The 18,403-nt window shown below is 65.9% G+C and carries 14 protein-coding genes and 1 pseudogene; 12 read left to right on the forward strand and 3 right to left on the reverse strand.

Annotated features, from left to right (window positions below):
• Positions 1 to 179: 179 nt before the first annotated feature.
• From MYXE_RS01050 to MYXE_RS01070, 5 genes and pseudogenes are all read left to right on the forward strand, one after another.
• On the forward strand, positions 180 to 1,919 hold the full coding sequence (locus MYXE_RS01050) for an AMP-binding protein (RefSeq protein ID WP_085197316.1): 1,740 nt from the start codon (positions 180 to 182) through the stop codon (positions 1,917 to 1,919).
• Between the two features lie 59 nt (positions 1,920 to 1,978).
• On the forward strand, positions 1,979 to 2,758 hold the full coding sequence (locus tag MYXE_RS01055; protein WP_085197314.1) for a lysophospholipid acyltransferase family protein: 780 nt from the start codon (positions 1,979 to 1,981) through the stop codon (positions 2,756 to 2,758).
• A gap of 4 nt (positions 2,759 to 2,762) precedes the next feature.
• A pseudogene (locus MYXE_RS01060) lies at positions 2,763 to 3,538 on the forward strand (lysophospholipid acyltransferase family protein).
• A gap of 5 nt (positions 3,539 to 3,543) precedes the next feature.
• On the forward strand, positions 3,544 to 4,416 hold the full coding sequence (locus MYXE_RS01065; RefSeq protein WP_085197309.1) for a lysophospholipid acyltransferase family protein: 873 nt from the start codon (positions 3,544 to 3,546) through the stop codon (positions 4,414 to 4,416).
• A 118-nt stretch (positions 4,417 to 4,534) separates the two neighbouring features.
• Positions 4,535 to 5,350 (forward strand): Cof-type HAD-IIB family hydrolase, encoded by an 816-nt coding sequence (locus MYXE_RS01070; RefSeq protein ID WP_003921462.1) that lies wholly within the window; start codon positions 4,535 to 4,537, stop codon positions 5,348 to 5,350.
• A gap of 10 nt (positions 5,351 to 5,360) precedes the next feature.
• Here the strand turns inward: MYXE_RS01070 and MYXE_RS01075 are convergent, their stop codons facing one another.
• Positions 5,361 to 6,989 (reverse strand): N-acetylmuramoyl-L-alanine amidase, encoded by a 1,629-nt coding sequence (locus MYXE_RS01075; protein WP_112650013.1) that lies wholly within the window; start codon positions 6,987 to 6,989, stop codon positions 5,361 to 5,363.
• A 163-nt stretch (positions 6,990 to 7,152) separates the two neighbouring features.
• Positions 7,153 to 8,142, reverse strand: coding sequence for an exported repetitive protein Erp (locus tag MYXE_RS01080; protein ID WP_039890651.1), 990 nt, complete (start codon positions 8,140 to 8,142; stop codon positions 7,153 to 7,155).
• A 276-nt stretch (positions 8,143 to 8,418) separates the two neighbouring features.
• Between MYXE_RS01080 and glf the strand changes: the two genes are divergently transcribed.
• Genes glf through zomB form a run of 5 tightly spaced genes read left to right on the forward strand, consistent with a single transcriptional unit; the run spans position 8,419 to position 14,910 of the window.
• On the forward strand, positions 8,419 to 9,627 hold the full coding sequence (glf, locus tag MYXE_RS01085; RefSeq protein ID WP_085197305.1) for a UDP-galactopyranose mutase: 1,209 nt from the start codon (positions 8,419 to 8,421) through the stop codon (positions 9,625 to 9,627).
• Positions 9,624 to 11,528 carry a glycosyltransferase gene (locus MYXE_RS01090; protein ID WP_085197303.1) on the forward strand — a complete coding sequence of 635 codons (1,905 nt, stop codon included), beginning with the start codon at positions 9,624 to 9,626 and terminating at the stop codon, positions 11,526 to 11,528. The genes glf and MYXE_RS01090 overlap by 4 nt, the downstream gene beginning before the upstream one ends.
• Positions 11,521 to 12,063, forward strand: a complete 543-nt coding sequence (locus MYXE_RS01095) for a phosphatase PAP2 family protein (RefSeq protein ID WP_085197301.1) — start codon at positions 11,521 to 11,523, stop codon at positions 12,061 to 12,063. The genes MYXE_RS01090 and MYXE_RS01095 overlap by 8 nt, the downstream gene beginning before the upstream one ends.
• Entirely contained in the window at positions 12,060 to 12,974 is a 915-nt protein-coding gene (locus tag MYXE_RS01100; RefSeq protein ID WP_003921468.1) for a decaprenyl-phosphate phosphoribosyltransferase, read from the forward strand. Before MYXE_RS01095 ends, MYXE_RS01100 begins: the two co-directional genes overlap by 4 nt.
• Positions 12,961 to 14,910: a flagellar motor control protein ZomB gene (gene zomB / locus MYXE_RS01105; RefSeq protein ID WP_085197322.1), complete on the forward strand. Its 1,950-nt coding sequence runs from the start codon at positions 12,961 to 12,963 to the stop codon at positions 14,908 to 14,910. The genes MYXE_RS01100 and zomB overlap by 14 nt, the downstream gene beginning before the upstream one ends.
• A gap of 346 nt (positions 14,911 to 15,256) precedes the next feature.
• Here the strand turns inward: zomB and MYXE_RS01110 are convergent, their stop codons facing one another.
• Positions 15,257 to 15,838 carry a Uma2 family endonuclease gene (locus MYXE_RS01110; protein ID WP_039890657.1) on the reverse strand — a complete coding sequence of 194 codons (582 nt, stop codon included), beginning with the start codon at positions 15,836 to 15,838 and terminating at the stop codon, positions 15,257 to 15,259.
• A gap of 428 nt (positions 15,839 to 16,266) precedes the next feature.
• Here MYXE_RS01110 and ag85A point away from each other — a divergent pair, with 428 nt between their 5' ends.
• Together ag85A and MYXE_RS01120 are read left to right on the forward strand one after the other, a co-directional pair.
• Positions 16,267 to 17,313 (forward strand): diacylglycerol acyltransferase/mycolyltransferase Ag85A, encoded by a 1,047-nt coding sequence (ag85A, locus tag MYXE_RS01115; protein ID WP_085197299.1) that lies wholly within the window; start codon positions 16,267 to 16,269, stop codon positions 17,311 to 17,313.
• 146 nt (positions 17,314 to 17,459) lie between these two features.
• The gene (locus MYXE_RS01120; protein WP_085197297.1) at positions 17,460 to 18,359 is read left to right on the forward strand and encodes an esterase family protein; all 900 of its coding nucleotides are present in this window, start codon (positions 17,460 to 17,462) and stop codon (positions 18,357 to 18,359) included.
• Positions 18,360 to 18,403 lie beyond the last annotated feature (44 nt).

The raw sequence follows: 18,403 nt of genomic DNA on the forward strand, positions 1-18,403 counted from the left end.
TATGTCTGCTCAATTGCTGCCCTCCCGATCGTGTTTGACTGTAGGCGATCGTTGTTCATCGGGGGTGAGTTCTGCCTAAGCCGGGCGACGATCTTGGACGAACAGGCATAAAGGCAGGCGCGAATTTCGCTTTTGATTTTCGACGCCATGGCAGCGGTGCCCACGGTAACCTGACGCCCGTGGTCGATACTTCACTTTTGGACCTGCTATGCGAACGCGCCAGCCTGCAACCCGATGACACCGCGTACACGTTTATCAATTACGACCAGGACTGGGCCGGTGTTGCGGAAAGCCTGACATGGTCGCAGCTGTATCGCCGGACGCTGAAAGTGGCAGAGGCGCTTCGGCGATATGGCTCGACCGGCGACCGCGCGGTGATATTGGCGCCTCAGGGGCTCGAATACATCGTTGCGTTTCTCGGTGCGCTGCAGGCCGGACGAATAGCCGTTCCACTTGCGGTTCCGTTAGGTGGTGTCAGCGATGAGCGTGTTAGCTCGGTGCTTGGCGACGCATTGCCGACGGTCATCCTCACGACGTCTTCTGTATCAGCTACCGTAGCCCCGCATGTAGAGTCGCAGTCCGGCGATTCCGCGCCCTCGATCGTCGAGGTCGACCTGCTCGACTTTGACACCCCAAGCAGATCCCGGGCCGGCTCGCAGGATCACCCGGACACTGCGTATTTGCAATACACGTCCGGGTCGACCCGTACACCGGCGGGCGTCATGATGTCACACAGAAATCTGCTGGCCAATTTCGAACAATTGACGTCGGACTACTTTGCCGACTACGGAAACATTCCCCCACCAGGCACCACTATCGTGTCGTGGCTGCCGTTCTATCACGACATGGGATTGTATTTGGGAATGTGCGGGCCGATTCTGACGGGGCTTCGGGCTGTACTCACCAGCCCAGTGGCTTTCCTGCAGCGGCCAGCACGCTGGATGCAACTGCTGGCCAGCAATAGTCGGGCCTACTCGGCAGCGCCGAATTTCGCGTTCGAATTGACGGCGCGAAAAACATCCGACGACGACATGGCCGGATTTGATCTCTCCGACGTGCTCGTCATTGCCACCGGTAGCGAACGGGTACACCCAGCCACGCTGCGGCGCTTCACTCAGCGGTTTGCCCGATACAATCTGCGTGAAGCGGTAATACGCCCGTCGTACGGGCTTGCGGAAGCAACCGTGTACGTAGCGACCCGCACGGCGGCGCAACCACCGCACATCGTGCGCTTCGAATCCGAGAAGCTGACCGCCGGCAAGGCGGAACGCTGCGAAAGCGGAACCGGCACATCTCTGGTCAGCTACGGGATGCCGCGCTCGCCGATCATCCGCATCGTTGATCCCGAGACGTGTGTCGAGTGTCCGGCGGGAACCGTCGGTGAGATCTGGGTGCACGGCGACAACGTCGCAATGGGCTACTGGGGCAAGCCTGAGGAGACCGAAAGCACTTTTGGCGGAAAGCTCGTCGCTCCCTCGGCCGGCACGCCCGAAGGACCATGGCTTCGCACCGGAGATTCGGGCTTCGTCTTCGAGGACGAGCTGTTCGTCATCGGCCGCATCAAAGACCTTCTGATCGTCTACGGGCGTAACCATTCGCCTGATGACATCGAAGCAACCGTGCAGGAGATCACGGGTGGACGGTGCGCCGCGATAGCGGTTCCCGATGCACACACCGAGAAGCTCGTGGTCGTCATGGAAGTCAAGAAGCGGGGCCAGTCCGACGAGGAGATAGCGGAACAGCTCGACAGCATCAAACGTGAAGTGACCGCAGCGATCTCGAACTCGCATGGGCTCAGCGCCGCGGATCTCGTTTTGGTGGCACCCGGCTCGATCCCGATCACCACCAGCGGCAAGGTCAGGAGATCGGCATGTGCCGAGCAGTACCGGCACGGTCAGTTCGTCCGCCTGGACGCCTGAGGCATGGTGTTTGCCGCGACTGCACCGGCGCGCAGCAGTGAGCACTAGGCTGGACCCTTGTGGAACCGGTATACGGGACGATCATCCAGCTCGCACGCTTGACGTGGCGAATCCAGGGATTGAGGTTCACCGTCACCGGAGTCGAGCACCTGCCTGAGACCGGCGGCGCCGTCATCGCAATCAACCACACCAGCTACTTCGACTTCACCTTTGCCGGGCTGCCCGCCTACCTGCAGGGTCGCGGGCGCAAGGTGCGGTTCATGGCCAAGCAGGACGTCTTCGACCACAAGATTTCCGGGCCGATCATGCGCAAGATGCGGCACATCCCGGTGGACCGCGAAAACGGAGCAGCGTCGTTCCACAAGGCCGTCGAGATGCTCAAGGCCGGCGAACTGGTCGGTGTCTACCCCGAGGCGACGATCAGCCGCAGCTTCGAGATCAAGGAACTCAAGTCCGGAGCGGCCCGGATGGCGATCGCGGCGGACGTGCCGATCATCCCGCACATCGTGTGGGGCGCCCAGCGGATCTGGACCAAAGACCACCCCAAGAAGCTGTTTCGCCCCAAGGTGCCGATCGCGGTGGCCGTCGGCGAGCCGATCCAACCGACCCTGCCGGCTGCGGAGCTGACCACGCTGCTGCATTCGCGGATGCAGCATTTGCTGGAACGCGTGCAGGAATCCTACGGGCCGCATCCGGCCGGTGAGTTCTGGGTGCCGCACCGGCTCGGTGGCGGGGCCCCGTCGCTGGCCGAGGCCGCCCGGCTCGATGCGGAGGAAGCCAGTCGGCGTGCTGCGGCCAAAGCGGCGCGCCGGCCCGATACGGCCGGTGCGCCGGAGTGAGGGCATGGAACCGGTTTTCCGCACGCTGGAGATCGCGGCCAAGGTCGTGGTCAAAGTCTGGGGCAGCCAGATCACCTACGAGAACCTTCAGAACATTCCCGAAACCGGCGGCGCCGTCGTCGCCATCAACCACACCAGCTACGTCGACTGGCTGTTTGCCGGCCTTGCGGTGCATGAGCGCGGCCGCCGCATCCGCTACCTGATCAAGGCCGAGATGCAGCAGGTAAAGGTGGTCGATTACCTGATCAGGCACACCAAGACGATCCCGGTCGACCGCCAAGCGGGCGCCGAGGCGTACGCGGTGGCGGTGCAGCGGTTACGCGAAGGCGAAGTGGTCGGGCTGATGCCGGAGGCCACCATCAGCCGCAGCTTCGAGCTCAAGGAGTTCAAGACCGGTGCGGCTCGGATGGCGCTGGAAGCAAGGGTCCCGATCGTTCCCCTGATCGTCTGGGGAGCTCAGCGAATATGGACCAAAGACCATCCGAAAAGCCTGGGCCACAAGAAGATTCCGATCACCGTGGCGGCCGGGCGGGCCTTGCCGCCGGAAGGTCGCGCAGACGAGCTCACCGCCGTGCTGCGCGACGAGATGACGTCGCTGCTGTATCAGGTGCAGCAGCAGTATCCACATCCTGGCGGGGCGTACTGGGTGCCGCGACGACTGGGCGGCGGCGCCCCTCACCGGCCGAGGCGGCCAGGTTGGAGGAACAGGAAGCAGCGGTGCGGGCAGCCAGCCGTGCAGCGCGCGAACTTAGGTCGGGCTGGCCTGGACGGAAGGGGTAGCGAGCATGGCAGAGCCCGTATTTCGCACCATCGAGATACTTGTCAAAGCCGCGATCGCGGTCAGCGGTATCAAGATCACTTTCATCGGCGAGGAGAACATTCCCGAACGCGGCGGCGCGGTGTTGGCCGTGAACCACACCAGCTACGTCGACTGGGTTCCGGCTGAATATGCCGCCACACTCCGCGGGCGCCGCTTGAGGTTTCTGATCAAAGCCGAGCTGCAGCAGCTGCGCTCGATCAACTTTGTCATCAAACACGTCAAGCTCATTCCAGTGGACCGCACCGCGGGAGCCGATGCTTACGCCGTCGCCGTGGAGCGGCTGCGCGCCGGAGAGCTGGTCGGCGTGCACCCGGAGGCCACGATCAGCCGCAGTTTCGAGCTGCGGGAGTTCAAAACCGGTGCCGCCCGGATGGCGCACGAAGCAGGGGTGCCGATCATTCCAGTCATCGTCTGGGGCGCGCACCGCATCTGGACCAAAGATCACCCGAAATCTTTGTGGCGCAGTAAAATTCCGATCACGGTCAAAATCGGAACACCGATATGGCCCATGGACACCTTGGAAAAGACGCAAGCAGCGCTGCGGGAGGCGATGGTCAGGCTGCTGCATGAGACGCAGGAGTCCTACCCGCATCCGCCCGGGGCGTATTGGGTGCCGCGGCGGCTAGGCGGTGGCGCACCAACCCCCGAGGAAGCAAGGCTGCTCGACGAAGCCGAACTCGCTGAGCGGGCGAAGCGAGCACAGTCCGCCCCTCGGCGAGGGTGGTTCTATCGACGGCGCCGCGGGCGCCGCAAGGCGGATCGCGCTGAGGCCATCGACAAGCCGCAACGGCGGGTGCACCTGTATACCAACGGCGGACAAGCAAGGCACATCGCCTGACAGGGCCGGTGTGGTGGGCGGAGCCGGCGTGGTTGAGCGACGGGAGCAAAAAGGTTGACAGTAAACAGTTTTCCCACAGGCCTATGACGCTGATGGGCAGCGGATCCGGATCGGCGCGATGACGCTGCCGGCGCTCATTGCCAGTGATGTGGACGGCACCCTTCTGGACGGCGATGACAAGATTTCGCCCCGGACTCGCACCGCCGTTCACGCGGCCGTCGCGGCCGGGGTTACGTTCATTCTCGCCACCGGCCGTCCGCCGCGGTGGGTGCGTCCGGTGGTCGACGAACTCGGGTTCGCGCCAATGGCGGTGTGCGCCAACGGCGCTGTCATCTACGACTCGGCCTCTGACCGGGTGGTGTCCGCGCGCACATTGCCCGTCGACACGCTAGCTGAGCTGGCAGAGATTGCCACACGGGTCATCCCGGGTGCGGGGCTGGCGGTCGAACGGATCGGCCTTAGCGCCCACGACACGGCGACACCGCAGTTCGTCAGCTCGCCCGGCTACGAGCATGCCTGGCTAAACCCCGATAACACCGAGGTGTCCATCGAAGACCTGCTGAGCGCGCCGGCCATCAAGCTGCTGATCCGAAAGGCGGGTGCACGCAGCGACGACATGGCTGCGGCGTTAGCTGGACACATTGGGGCACAAGGGGATATCACCTACTCGACCAACAACGGGCTGATCGAGATTGTGCCGCAAGGCATCAGCAAAGCCAGCGGCGTGCATGAGATCGCCGCCCCGCTGGGGATTTCGCCGGAGGACGTCGTGGCGTTCGGGGACATGCCCAACGACGTGCCGATGCTGGTGCAGGCCGGGCACGGCGTGGCGATGGGCAACGCGCATCCCGACGTGCTAGCCGTGGCCAACGAAGTCACCACACCTAACACCGACGACGGTGTGGCGCGGGTCCTCGAACGCTGGTGGCTCTAGATCTAGCGGGTCAGTGCGGCGGGCTGATCGGGCGGGTAAACCGCTCGAGCTGTACCGGCGGCCCGTTTGGCGCCGGCGGCGGAAGTTGTTCGGCGACACCGTCGATGACCCGGATCACCGTGCCGGATTCCCGGTCGAAGTTCAGGGTCCCATGCTGGAAGTTCTGCTTAACCCATTGCGGTTCTTGAATCTCCCCGCTGGTGGGCAACCCCAGCGCGCCACGCTCGTATCCCAGTGAGGCCCAAGCTTGGTAGATGGCGCCGGTGAGAGGCTCGGCACCGGTCTGCGGCGACCAGTACATCGCCCCCTTGTCGAACGTGGCATAGCGGGTGGAGCCCGCCCCGCTGGCCTCCGGCGACGTCGGCGCGCCCAGCACACTGTTCATGCCGCCCATCTCCTGCCAGCGGGCAAAGATGGCACCGCCGGCCAGCGACGCGGCGACGTCGTCAGGCCCTGGCGGATCGTTGAAATGTGCAGCGATATCCCGGATCTCGTCAAGAAGCGCATATGCCGCGTTGCCGGGGCAATCGGTGGGGCCCACGTCGCGATGGCTAAAGACGGCCGGCATGGTCAACGCGGCACCGCCCGGGAAGCGGGTGAACGGCCCACCGGCGGACGCTAGCGTGGCGGCGCCTTTGGGGTTGACGCGGTCCAGGCCGAGCCGCCAGCCGATCAGTCGGCCGACGGTGCGCAACTGGATCGATGTCGGCGGCACGTCGTTGAAATCGCCGATCATCGCCACACCCCAGGTCCCGCGGTTGAATCCACCGGTGTGAGAGCCTTCGACCGCTTTGGTGATCCCGCCGGCCCGGCCCTCGAATACCTGGCCGTACTTGTCCACCAGCGCGTTGTACGCGATGTCGCACCAGCCCAGCGTCTGGGTGTGGTAGGCGTAGATGGCCCGCACGATCTCGGCCGAGTCTTCCGGTGCGTAGTCGTTGCTGCCCGCCGTGTGATGGACGATCGCGGCGTGAATACCGTTGTCGTACATGGTATTACCGCATCGTATCGACTCGTCGGCCCCCCACTGGGCCCGGCTGATGATGTTCGGAGGCTGGCCGGGTGCCAGCACCGCGGTCGGCGGAGTCCACTGGGTATCCGCCGGGGCCCGCGGCGGGGAGATCAGCACCGCGGAGATGTTCTGTGCCAACGGTTGTTCGGCGGTGGCTGGTAGGTATCCCAGACCGGCCGGCGCGTGTTTCGGCGGTGGCGACGTCGTCGGCGCGTCCGGCGGGCGGGTAACGGCGATCTGCACGGTCGTGGTGGTGCCGACGAACACCGGCTCGGTGCCGCGCGGACCGCGTGGTGCCCCCGACGCTCCGTCGGCGCCTCCCGACTGGAGCGTTTCGGTCCCATACCAGGGCCCCCAGGAGCCGTCGGCATGCTTGGCCCGCACCCGCGCCGAGGTGCCGGTCAAGTCCCCGCCGGTCAACGCGACCATGGAAAACGGTGTGGATTGGGTGATTTCGCGCACGGTCACGCCGCCGCCCAGCCCGACCAGCGGTTGTTGGGTCAGGTGAGTGCTCGCGGGCCGTGAAGGCGCGTCGCCGCGGTGGGGATCGAGTGCCCACGGCAGGATCACGGCTGTGGCCGCGATGAGTGTGAACAACATCGTGGGTGCGGGGCGACGGCACGGCACCAGATGATGTTACGTATGTGTCTTAAGTTGCTAATGTTTCGACACGGGAATTTGTTAACAAATACGGCAACGGCACCGCAGAGTTGTCATCGCTGGGCGCCCCGAGCCCAGGCCACTCTGCGGTGCCGTTTGGTGACAGGCGTTATGTCTGCCGACGCCGTTGTTAGGTTGTCGGGGCTGGCGCCGGTGCGGCCGCGGCCGGCGCCGCCGCACCGTGCACGGCCTGCATGATCGAGGGCAACACCATCCCCTTGATCAGGTCGATGGCCTGACTGGCGCCCAGCTGGTTGGCGGTGTTCATCACATCGCTGATGATTCCGCCGCTGCCGCCGCTAGTGGTCGCCGGCGCAGCGCCCAGTGACGGGTCGCCCAGGATCGGATACGTGCCCCCGGCACCCGGGTCCAATCCCACGGGCGTGGTGATCGGCACCTCGCCCGGGCTGGTCAACCCCGGGCTGGTCAGCGACGGGTCGAGGCCGGTCCCCGGCGTCAGCCCCGCCGTGCCCGGTGTCAGCCCCGCTGGGCCCGGTGTCAGCCCCGCTGGGCTCAGCCCCGCCGGGTTGGTCAGCCCCGTCCCCGGAGTGAGCCCAGGCGTTGCCGGCGTGGCCCCCGCCGGGTTGGTCAGACCGGGTGTCGTCCCGCCGGGTGTGGTGAGTGCGGGGTTGGTCAGGCTGGGATCGGTCAGGCTGGGATCGGTCAGGCCCGGCCCCGCCGACGGGGTCGTCGCACCGGGCGTGGTAGCGCCAGGTGTGGTCAGGCCAGGCGTGGTGGTGCCGGGCGTGGTGAGCCCAGGTGTGGTCAGGCCGGGCGTGGTGGTGCCGGGGGTGGTCAGGCCCGGGTTTGTCAGGCCTGGACTGGTGAGCCCCGGCGTGGTGAGCCCGGGCGTGGTGGCCGGCGTTGTGCCGGTCGCGCCGAGGCTCGGCACCGGCGGCAGGTTGATCCCGAATTGCGACAACCCCTGCGACAGCGCCGACATCAACTCGTTGGGCAGGTCGGTCATCACCGCGGCCCGGACGAATTCCCGGTGCTGCGGTGCGGGCGTGGCGTCGGCCGTCAATCCGGAAACAGCGGTATAAGCAAACGGACTCGCGACTGCCAGGGCGGCGACTGCGCTCATGGCTGTTGAGAGCTTGCGTCGACGTCGGTTCGGCACGGAAGTCTCCTCAATCTGGACTATGTGGTGTTCGGCCGACTTGCAGGTGGAGCACGACAGGAAGCCGACGTGATCGATGGTACTGCTGTGATTAGTGAGATTAGAGTGGCGATATCGAATCGTGAGGCAATCGCGACCTTCCCGCCAACCGACCACCGCAGCGACCCGGTCGCCCAGCCCAGGGCCGCACACTGGCGGGGCAAAGTCGCGGCGCCGCCGAAATGCCACCGCCGCCAATCGGGGCAGACCCGCTCGGTCAGATACCCTAGGCAACCGATGACCCCGTGCTATGACCTCTTTGTCGTCGGCTCCGGATTTTTCGGGCTGACGATTGCCGAGCGCGTCGCGACCCAGCTGGGCAAGCGGGTGTTGGTCGTCGAAAAACGCCCACACATCGGCGGCAACGCCTACTCGGAGCCCGAGCCGCAGACCGGCATCGAAGTTCACAAGTACGGCGCACACCTATTTCACACCTCCAACAAGCGGGTCTGGGACTACGTGCGCCAGTTCACCGATTTCACCGGCTACCAGCACCGGGTGTTCGCCATGCACAACGGGCAGGCCTACCAGTTCCCGATGGGCCTGGGCCTGGTGTGCCAGTTCTTCGGCAAGTACTACAGCCCCGACGAGGCGCGCCGGCTCATCAAGGAGCAGGCCGCCGAGATCAAACCCGAAGAAGCGCAAAACCTCGAGGAGAAGGCGATCTCGCTAATCGGCCGCCCGCTTTACGAGGCGTTCGTCAAGGGTTACACCGCCAAGCAGTGGCAGACCGACCCCAAGGAGCTGCCGGCGTCCAACATCACCCGGCTGCCTGTGCGCTACACCTTCGACAACCGCTACTTCAACGACACCTACGAAGGGCTGCCGGTCGACGGCTACACCGCGTGGCTGAAAAACATGGCCGCCGACGAGCGCATCGAAGTCCGTCTCAACACCGACTGGTTCGACGTGCGCGACGAGCTGCGCGCCGCCAGCCCGGACGCACCGGTAGTCTACACCGGCCCGCTGGACCGCTACTTCGACTACGCCGAAGGCCGGTTAGGGTGGCGCACCTTGGATTTCGAGGTTGAAGTGCTCGACACCGGTGACTTTCAAGGCACCGCGGTGATGAACTACAACGACCTGGACGTGCCCTACACCCGCATTCACGAATTCCGCCACTTCCACCCCGAGCGCAACTACCCGACCGACAAGACGGTGATCATGCGGGAGTACTCCCGCTTCGCCGGCAACGACGACGAGCCCTACTATCCGATCAACACCGAAGCGGACCGAGCGCTGCTGGCGGCGTACCGGGCCCGGGCCAAGGCCGAGACCGCGTCGTCGAAAGTGCTGTTCGGCGGCCGGTTGGGCACCTATCAATACCTGGACATGCACATGGCCATCGCCAGCGCGCTCAACATGTTCGACAACGTCCTGGCGCCGCATTTGCGCGACGGCAAGGCTCTCGTGGAAAACAACGACAAAGAAAGCATCCGCGGATGAGTGAGACCGCCGTGAGCCTGCTGGCCCGGATCATCCTGCCGCGCCCGGGCGAACCGCTCGACGTGCGCAAGCTTTACCTGCAGGAGTCGACGACCAATGCGCGGCGCGCACACGCGCTTAGCCGCACGACATTGCAGATCGGTGCGGACTCGGAGGTGTCGTTCGCCACCTACTTCAACGCGTTTCCGGCCAGCTACTGGCGGCGATGGACCATCTGCAAGTCGGTGGTGCTGCGCGCGGAGCTGACCGGCGTGGGGCGCGTCGACGTCTACCGCACCAAGGCCACCGGTGCGCGGATCTTCGTCGACGGCCGCACCTTCGACGGCGGCCCTGACCAACCCGCGACACTCGAATTTCTAGTGGGGCTGGACCCTTTCGAAGACGGCGGCTGGATCTGGTTCGACATCACCACCGAAACCGACGTCACCTTGCACAGCGCCGGGTGGTACGCCACCGAGCCGGCCCCGGGTGTGGCCAACATCGCGGTGGGAATCCCCACCTTCAACCGGCCCGGCGACTGCGTCAACGCATTACAGGCTTTGACGTCAGATCCTTTGGTGGACAAGGTGATCGGCGCGGTCATCGTGCCCGACCAGGGCACCGCCAAGGTGCGCGACCACCCGGACTTCGCCAAGGCTGCGGCTCCGCTGGGCAACCGGCTGTCCATCCACGACCAACCCAATCTCGGCGGTTCCGGCGGCTACAGCCGGGTGATGTACGAAGCGCTGAAAAACACCGACTGCCAGCAGATCCTGTTCATGGACGACGACATCCGGATCGAACCGGACTCGATTCTGCGGGTGCTGGCGATGCATCGCTTCGCCAAGTCCCCGATGCTGGTGGGCGGGCAGATGCTCAACCTGCAGGAGCCGTCGCACCTGCACATCATGGGCGAGGTGGTGGACCGGTCGAACTTCATGTGGACCGCCGCGCCCTACGCCGAATACGACCACGACTTCGCCGCATACCCGTTGAGCGACAACAATCCTCGCAGCAACCTGCTGCACCGGCGCATCGACGTGGACTACAACGGCTGGTGGACGTGCATGATCCCGCGCCAGGTCGCCGAGGAACTGGGGCAGCCGCTGCCGCTGTTCATCAAATGGGACGACGCCGACTACGGGTTGCGCGCCGCCGAGCATGGTTATCCGACCGCCACCCTGCCCGGCGCCGCAATCTGGCACATGGCCTGGAGCGACAAGGACGACGCCATCGACTGGCAGGCCTATTTCCATCTGCGCAACCGGTTGGTGGTGGCGGCCATGCACTGGGACGACAACGTCGTCGGCCTGCTGCGCAGCCACCTGAGGGCAACGCTGAAACACCTTGCCTGCCTTGAATATTCGACGGTGGCAATCCAGAACAAGGCAATCGACGACTTTCTGGCCGGTCCCGAGCACATCTTCTCGATCCTGGAAACGGCGTTGCCGGAGGTGCACCGGATCCGCAAGGCCTACCCTGATGCGATCGTGCTGCCCACGGCCAGCGAACTGCCCGCGCCGTCGCAGAAGACCACGCCGATGAAACCGCCCGTGCATCCGCTGGCCATCGGCTATCGGCTGGCCCGGGGCATGCTGCACAACCTGACCAAGGCCGACCCGGCGCACCACCAGCGCCCACAGCTCAACGTGGCCACCCAGGACGCCCGGTGGTTTCGGCTGTGCACCCTCGACGGTGCGACGGTGACGACGGCCGACGGCCGCGGTGTGGTGTTCCGCCAGCGCGACCGGGCCACGATGTTCACGCTGCTGTGGCAGTCGCTGCGCCGCCTGGCCACGCTGACACGCCGCTTCGACGAGATGCGCCGGGTATACCGCGACGCCCTGCCGGTGCTGTCCAGCAAGCAGAAGTGGGAAACGGTGCTGCTGTCAGCGACGGACAAAGCGCCGGCGCATGGCTGAGCTCGCCGCGCCGCGCGGCGAAGTGGCGGCGGTGGTGGCGGTTCAGTCGGCGCTGGGCGACCATCCCGGTGTCGTGTCCGTGGCCAAAGCGCTGTCACATTTCGGTGAGCACAGCATCGGTTGGCTGACGGTATCGCTGCTCGGCGCGCTGCTGCAGCCGCGGCGGACCCGGGCGTGGTTGCTGGCCGGCGCCGGCGCGTTAGCCGCGCACGCGGCCGCGGTGCTGATCAAGCGGCTGGTGCGGCGACCGCGGCCGAACCATCCGGCGGTTGCGGTGAAGGTCCGCACACCCAGCCGGTTGAGCTTCCCGTCGGCGCACGCCACCTCCACCACTGCGGCGGCCATCCTGCTGGGCCGAGCCACTGGGATGCCGCTGACCGCGGTGTTGGTGCCGCCGATGGCGTTGTCGCGGATACTTCTGGGAGTGCACTACCCCAGCGATGTGGCCATCGGCGTTGCCGTGGGCGCCACGGTCGCGGCGATCGCCGCGCGGGTAGGCGGGCGGCCCGGCCTCGACCGCGGGTTGAGCGAATGAGTGAGGAAGTGGCCCCGGTGACCGGGCCTCCGGCCAACCTGATTGTCGGGGTAGTCAAGGCGATCCGTCCGCGGCAATGGGTAAAAAACGTGCTGGTGTTGGCCGCGCCGCTGGCCGCGGCGGGCCGCGGAATCCACTACAACTACGCCGACGTGCTCGCCAAGGTGGCCGTCGCGTTCCTGGTGTTCTGCCTGGCGGCCTCGGCGGTGTATCTGATCAACGACGTCCGCGACGTCGAAGCCGACCGCGAGCATCCCACCAAGCGGTTCCGGCCGATCGCCGCCGGGGTGGTGCCCGAGTGGCTGGCCTACCTGCTTGCCGCGGTGCTGGGCGTGGCGGCGCTGGTGATCTCGTGGTGGCTCACTCCCAACCTCGCGCTGGTGATGGCCGTCTACATCGGCATCCAGCTGGCCTACTGTTTCGGCCTGAAACACCAAGCGGTGATCGACATTTGCATCGTGTCCTCGGCCTATTTGCTGCGGGCCATCGCCGGTGGCGTGGCGGCCGACATCCCGCTGTCCCAGTGGTTTTTGCTAGCCGGCGCGTTTGCCTCGCTGTTCATGGTCGCCGGCAAGCGCTACGCCGAGCTGGTGCTGGCCGAGCGCACCGGCGCCAATATCCGCAAATCGCTGGAAACCTACACCAGCACCTATCTGCGGTTCGTGTGGACGATGTCGGCCACCGCGGTGGTGGTGTGCTACGGGCTGTGGGCGTTCGAGCGTGACGGCTACGCCGGGTCATGGTTTGTGGTGTCGATGGTGCCGTTCACCATCGCGATCCTGCGTTATGCGGTCGACGTCGACGGCGGGCTGGCCGGGGAACCCGAAGAGATCGCGCTGCGCGACCGGGTGTTACAGCTGCTGTTTCTTGCCTGGATAGGAACAGTCGGTGCTGCTGTTGCGTTCAGCTAGCCCCCGGGTCACAGTGGCGTCCCGCCGGCCCCCGGCGGTTGCCCGACCGCTGTTTCCCTACGACACCACGGTCCGGATCAGCCTGTGGGTTTCCGTCGCGGTGGTGGCGGTGCTGTTCGGCTGGGGCGCCTGGCAACGACGCTGGATCGCCGACGACGGGCTGATCGTGCTGCGCACGGTGCGCAACATGCTGGCCGGCAACGGGCCGGTGTTCAACGTGGGCGAACGTGTCGAGGCCAACACTTCGACCGCGTGGACGTTTCTGCTCTACCTGGGCGGGCTGATCGGCGGGCCGCTGCGCCTGGAGTACGTGGCACTGGCTATGGCTCTGGCGCTCAGCGTGATTGGGATCGCGCTGCTGATGCTTGGCGCGGGCCGGCTCTACGCGCCCAGCCTGCGCGGACACCGGGCGGTGATGCTGCCGGCCGGCGCCCTGGTCTACATCGCCGTGCCACCGGCGCGCGACTTCGCCACCTCCGGGCTGGAAAGCGGGTTGGCGCTGGCGTATCTGGGCTTGCTGTGGTGGATGCTGGTGTGCTGGTCGCAAGCGTTGCGGACCCGGCCGGAGGGCCGGGTGTTTGCCGCTGCGCTGGCCTTCGTCGCCGGCTGCAGCGTCTTGGTGCGCCCGGAGCTGGCGCTGATCGGCGGCGGTGTGTTGATCATGATGCTCGTTGCGGCCCGCGGCTGGCGTCGGCGCGCGCTGATCGTGACCGCCGGCGGGCTGCTGCCGGTCGGCTACCAGATCTTCCGGATGGGCTACTACGGGCTGCTGGTGCCGGGCACCGCGCTGGCCAAAGACGCCGCGGGCGACAAGTGGTCGCAGGGCATGGTCTATTTGGCCAACTTCAACCGGCCCTATGCGCTGTGGGTGCCTGCGGTGCTGTTGCTGGGGTTGGGCCTGCTGTTGACGGCGACCCGGAGCCGGGCTTGGCGCAACCACGCACCGCGCGGTTACGGTCCGTTGGCCCGCGCGGTGCAAAGCCCATCGGCCGTGGTGGTCTTCATTGTCGTCAGCGGGCTGTTGCAGGCGCTGTACTGGATCCGCCAGGGCGGCGACTTCATGCACGGCCGTGTCTTGCTGATCCCGATGGTGTGCCTGCTGGCCCCGGTGGCGGTGATCCCGGTGGTATTTCCCGAAGGCACCACATTTTCCCGCGAAACACGCAATGTGCTTGCCGGCGCGGTGAGCGCGCTGTGGCTGGCGGTTGCGGGCTGGTCGCTGTGGGCGGCGAACTCACCGGGAATGGGTGACGACGCCACCCGGGTCACCTACTCCGGCATCGTCGACGAGCGCCGCTTCTACGCGCAGGCCACCGGGCACGCGCACCCGCTGACCGCGGCGGACTACCTCGACTATCCCCGGATGCGGGCCGCGGTGGTGGCCATCAGCAACACGCCCGCCGGCGCGCTGCTGCTGCCTTCGGGCAACTACAACCAGTGGGACATCGTTCCCGCGGCCCCGCCAAAGCCAGGAGCTCCCGCGGAAAAAGGGCCGCACACGGTGTTTTTCACCAACATCGGCATGGTCGGGATGAACGTGGGCCTCGACGTCAGGGTGATCGACCAGATCGGATTGGCGAATCCGCTTGCCGCGCATACGCCGCGGCTGCATCACAGCCGCATCGGACACGACAAAAACCTGTTTCCGGACTGGGCCATCGCGGAAGGACCGTTTGTCGGCGTTCCGGGCTATCTCGACCCGGCGTGGGTCGAGCAAGCCCGAGCGGCGCTGAAATGCCCCGCCACCCAAGCGGTGCTCAGCTCGGTGCGCGCGCCGATGGGAGTGCACCGGTTCTTGTCGAACGTGCTGCACTCCTACCAGTTCACCAAGTACCGCATCGACCGGGTTCCGCTCTACGACCTCATCCGATGCGGCCTGGAGGTGCCGGAATCCGGTGTCCCGGCATACACCGGGCTACCCGCGACTGGGCCGTAACATCTCGGCTAAGCTAAGCGCCTGCGGGACAACGCCGTTGGCGACAACCACAACTGATCACATCTACGGGTTGGTGGAGTCGTTGTGCCCACCTTAGCGCGACAATCGGCCAAATGCGCTGGTGGGTGCTGCCCGACCACGGCGTCCGCGACTGTGCGGATTCCCACGCAATCGCGCGGCGTGTCGCGTATGAAACCACACAGTCGACGCGGTTTCGTGTCGTCACACCGGGGCGCAGCCCCTTGAAACGCTCAAAGCGACAAATGCCGTGTGCGCCTTGGTTTGTCGCTGTGAGGCGGGCGAAGTGTGTACCTGCCCCACCAGGAGACTCGTGAGGCAGATGTGACTACCGGGCTGGGGACCCGGTCAACGCGTCCACCGCAAATTCCATCTCTGCCGGCTCGTACACGTGAACCCGCCCTCCGTCGAGCGCCGCGACTCGTCGATACGTTCCGCCGTCAAGGCGGTAGGCGAGAAATCGGCCATCAGCCGGTGCGTCGGGATCGACGATCCAGTAGTTCTCGATGCCGGCCTGCGCGTACTCGTGCAACTTCATGACGTGGTCTGTCCCGCGCGAGCCCGGCGAGACGATCTCGACGACGAGGACGACGTCGGCTGCCGCGACACGGGCTGGGCGCTGATCAAACACGCGATCCGGTATCACAACGATGTCGGGATCGCGCACACTCGGCGGAAACGATGCTCTCGTTATCACCTCGATCTCGGGAACTACCTCGAGTCCATTCGGCAAATGGTCTTCGAGGAGACGGGTGAGCCTTCTGGAAATGCGTTGATGCCAGAGGTGCGGACGCGGCGACATGATGAGTGTTCCCTCACTGAGCTCCCACCGCCGCGTCGGGTCGAGTTCAAGCGCATCCCACTGCTCAAGGTTCAGTAATCCCCGAGGCAAGTGTGCAAGGTCGGACACTGCGCCTCCTGTCGCCATGGAACTCGAATAAATGCAGATTACGCGCAACGGCGATCACGTCGGAGTCTTGTGAACTGCACCGACAACCAATGTGCACCAAGGCGGATGGGCCCTGGCTCAGCCGAATTTTTCAACGACTTCATTTCCGAGGTCATCCACGGCCGCGCTGACCCCACGAGCAACGCTGAATTCTTCCTCTCACCAGCGCGTGACTGCCTGTGAGCACATCACGTGTCGGCATCACCGGATGCGCCGCGACACCGGGTCACGGTGCCGGACGGCCACCGGCGGGTGCCCTCCAAGGAGAACGAACGCCCCAAGGTGTGGTTGACTACACGAGCACAGCTGCGCCTTGCGCTCGCCGGGCAATGCCATGATGCAGTCCGACCTCCGAAAGGATGGGCCGAACAAAGGATGAGGAAACAGGGATGACGCTTGTTGACAGGTTTCGCGGCGCGGTGAAAGGCATGCCGCGCCGGCTCGTGTTCGGGGCCGTTGGCGCGGCCCTGCTGCCCGGGCTGATCGGTGTCGCCGGGGGTTCGGCGACCGCGGGGGCGTTCTCTCGTCCTGGTCTTCCGGTCGAGTACCTGATGGTGCCCTCGCCGTCGATGGGCCGCGAGATCAAGGTTCAGTTCCAAAGCGGTGGACCCAATTCGCCAGCGGTCTACATGCTCGATGGTCTGCGCGCCCAGGACGACTTCAACGGCTGGGACATCAACACCCCCGCCTTCGAGTGGTACTACCAGTCCGGGCTGTCGATGGTCATGCCGGTGGGCGGTCAGTCCAGCTGGTACACCGACTGGTACAGCCCGGCGTGTGGGAAGGCCGGCTGCCAGACCTACAAATGGGAGACCTTCCTGACCAGCGAGTTGCCGCAGTGGCTGCAAGCCAACAGGCAGGTCAAGTCCACAGGCAGCGCCGCGATCGGCCTGTCGATGGCGGCAGCGTCCGCGCTAAACCTGGCCAACTACCACCCCCAGCAGTTCGTCTACGCCGGCGCGATGTCCGGCCTGCTCGACCCCTCTCAGGGCATGGGGCCCTCGCTGATCAACCTGGCGATGGGCGACGCGGGCGGCTACAAGGCCAAGGACATGTGGGGCCCGAAAGAGGACCCGGCGTGGGCGCGCAACGACCCGCTGCTAAATGTCGGCAAGACCGTCGCCAACAACACCCGCGTCTGGCTCTATTGCGGGAATGGCAAACCGTCGGAGCTCGGCGGTGACAACCTGCCGGCCAAGTTCCTGGAGGGCTTCGTGCGCACCAGCAACCTGAAGTTCCAGGACGCCTACAACGCCGCGGGCGGCCACAACGCCGTGTTCAACTTCCCGGACAACGGCACGCACAGCTGGGAGTACTGGGGTGCTCAGTTGAACGCGATGAAGCCCGACCTGCAGCGGACGCTGGGCGCGACACCGAATACCGGTGCACCGGCGGCCGGCGCCACCAACGCCGCCGCTACCGCTAGCCACGGCTAAACGCAGGAATCGCACGGCCAACGGCGGCGACCTTCTGAGGTCGCCGCCGTTGGTCATTTCCGCTCCTTCGCCGGCGCGGCGTGTGGTTCACTACCTTGCGGGACGGGGGCGCTCAGCTGGCGAAGTCAAAGACGAGTGAGGTGGACATGAGGAGCCTGTCGATGCTGCTGCGAGTGCTGTGGGCCGTCGTGCTGACAGTCGGGTTTTGGAGCATCGCTGCGACACACCTCGGGTCGGCTCACGCGGCGAATTACGAGTCGCTGATGGTGCCGTCGGCGGCGATGGGCCGCGATATCCCGGTGGCATTCCTGGGCGGGGGCCCGCACGCGGTGTACCTGCTCGATGCGTTCAACGCCGGCCCCGATGTCAGCAACTGGGTGACCGCCGGCAACGCGATGAACACGCTGGCCGGCAAGGGCGTTTCGGTGGTCGCGCCCGCGGGCGGTGCCTTCAGCATGTACACCAACTGGGAGCAGGACGGCAGCAAGCAGTGGGAGACGTTCCTGTCCAGTGAGCTACCGGACTGGCTGGCCGCCAACAAAGGCCTGGCCCCCGGCGGACATGCCGCCGTCGGTGCCTCACAAGGCGGATACGGCGCGATGGCGCTGGCCGTCTTCCACCCGGACCGCTTCGGCTACGCCGGATCGCTGTCAGGTTTCCTGTACCCCTCGGAGACCACCACCAACGGCGCCATCACCGCCGGCATGGCCCAGTTCGGCGGGGTCGACAGCTACGGCATGTGGGGTGCGCCGCAACTGGGCCGGTGGAAATGGCACGACCCGTACGTGCACGCGTCGCTTCTGGCGGCCAACAACAGCCGGATATGGGTCTACGCGCCGGCCGCCGGGGCGGGCAGTGACCAGGCCGCCATGATCGGCCAGGCCGACCAGGCGATGGGCAACAGCCGGATGTTCTACCAGCAGTACCGCAACGTCGGCGGGCACAACGGCCACTTCGAATTCCCGACCGGCGGAGACAACGGCTGGGGGTCGTGGAGCGCGCAGCTGGCCGCGATGTCCGGCGACATCGTCGGCGCGATCCGGTAGCCACCTGCGCCGGGAGCCGGTGCGGCAGAGCCGGTACCGTGAGA

Origin of the sequence: Mycobacterium xenopi (assembly GCF_009936235.1) — a bacterium.
Taxonomy (GTDB): Bacteria; Actinomycetota; Actinomycetes; order Mycobacteriales; family Mycobacteriaceae; genus Mycobacterium; species Mycobacterium xenopi.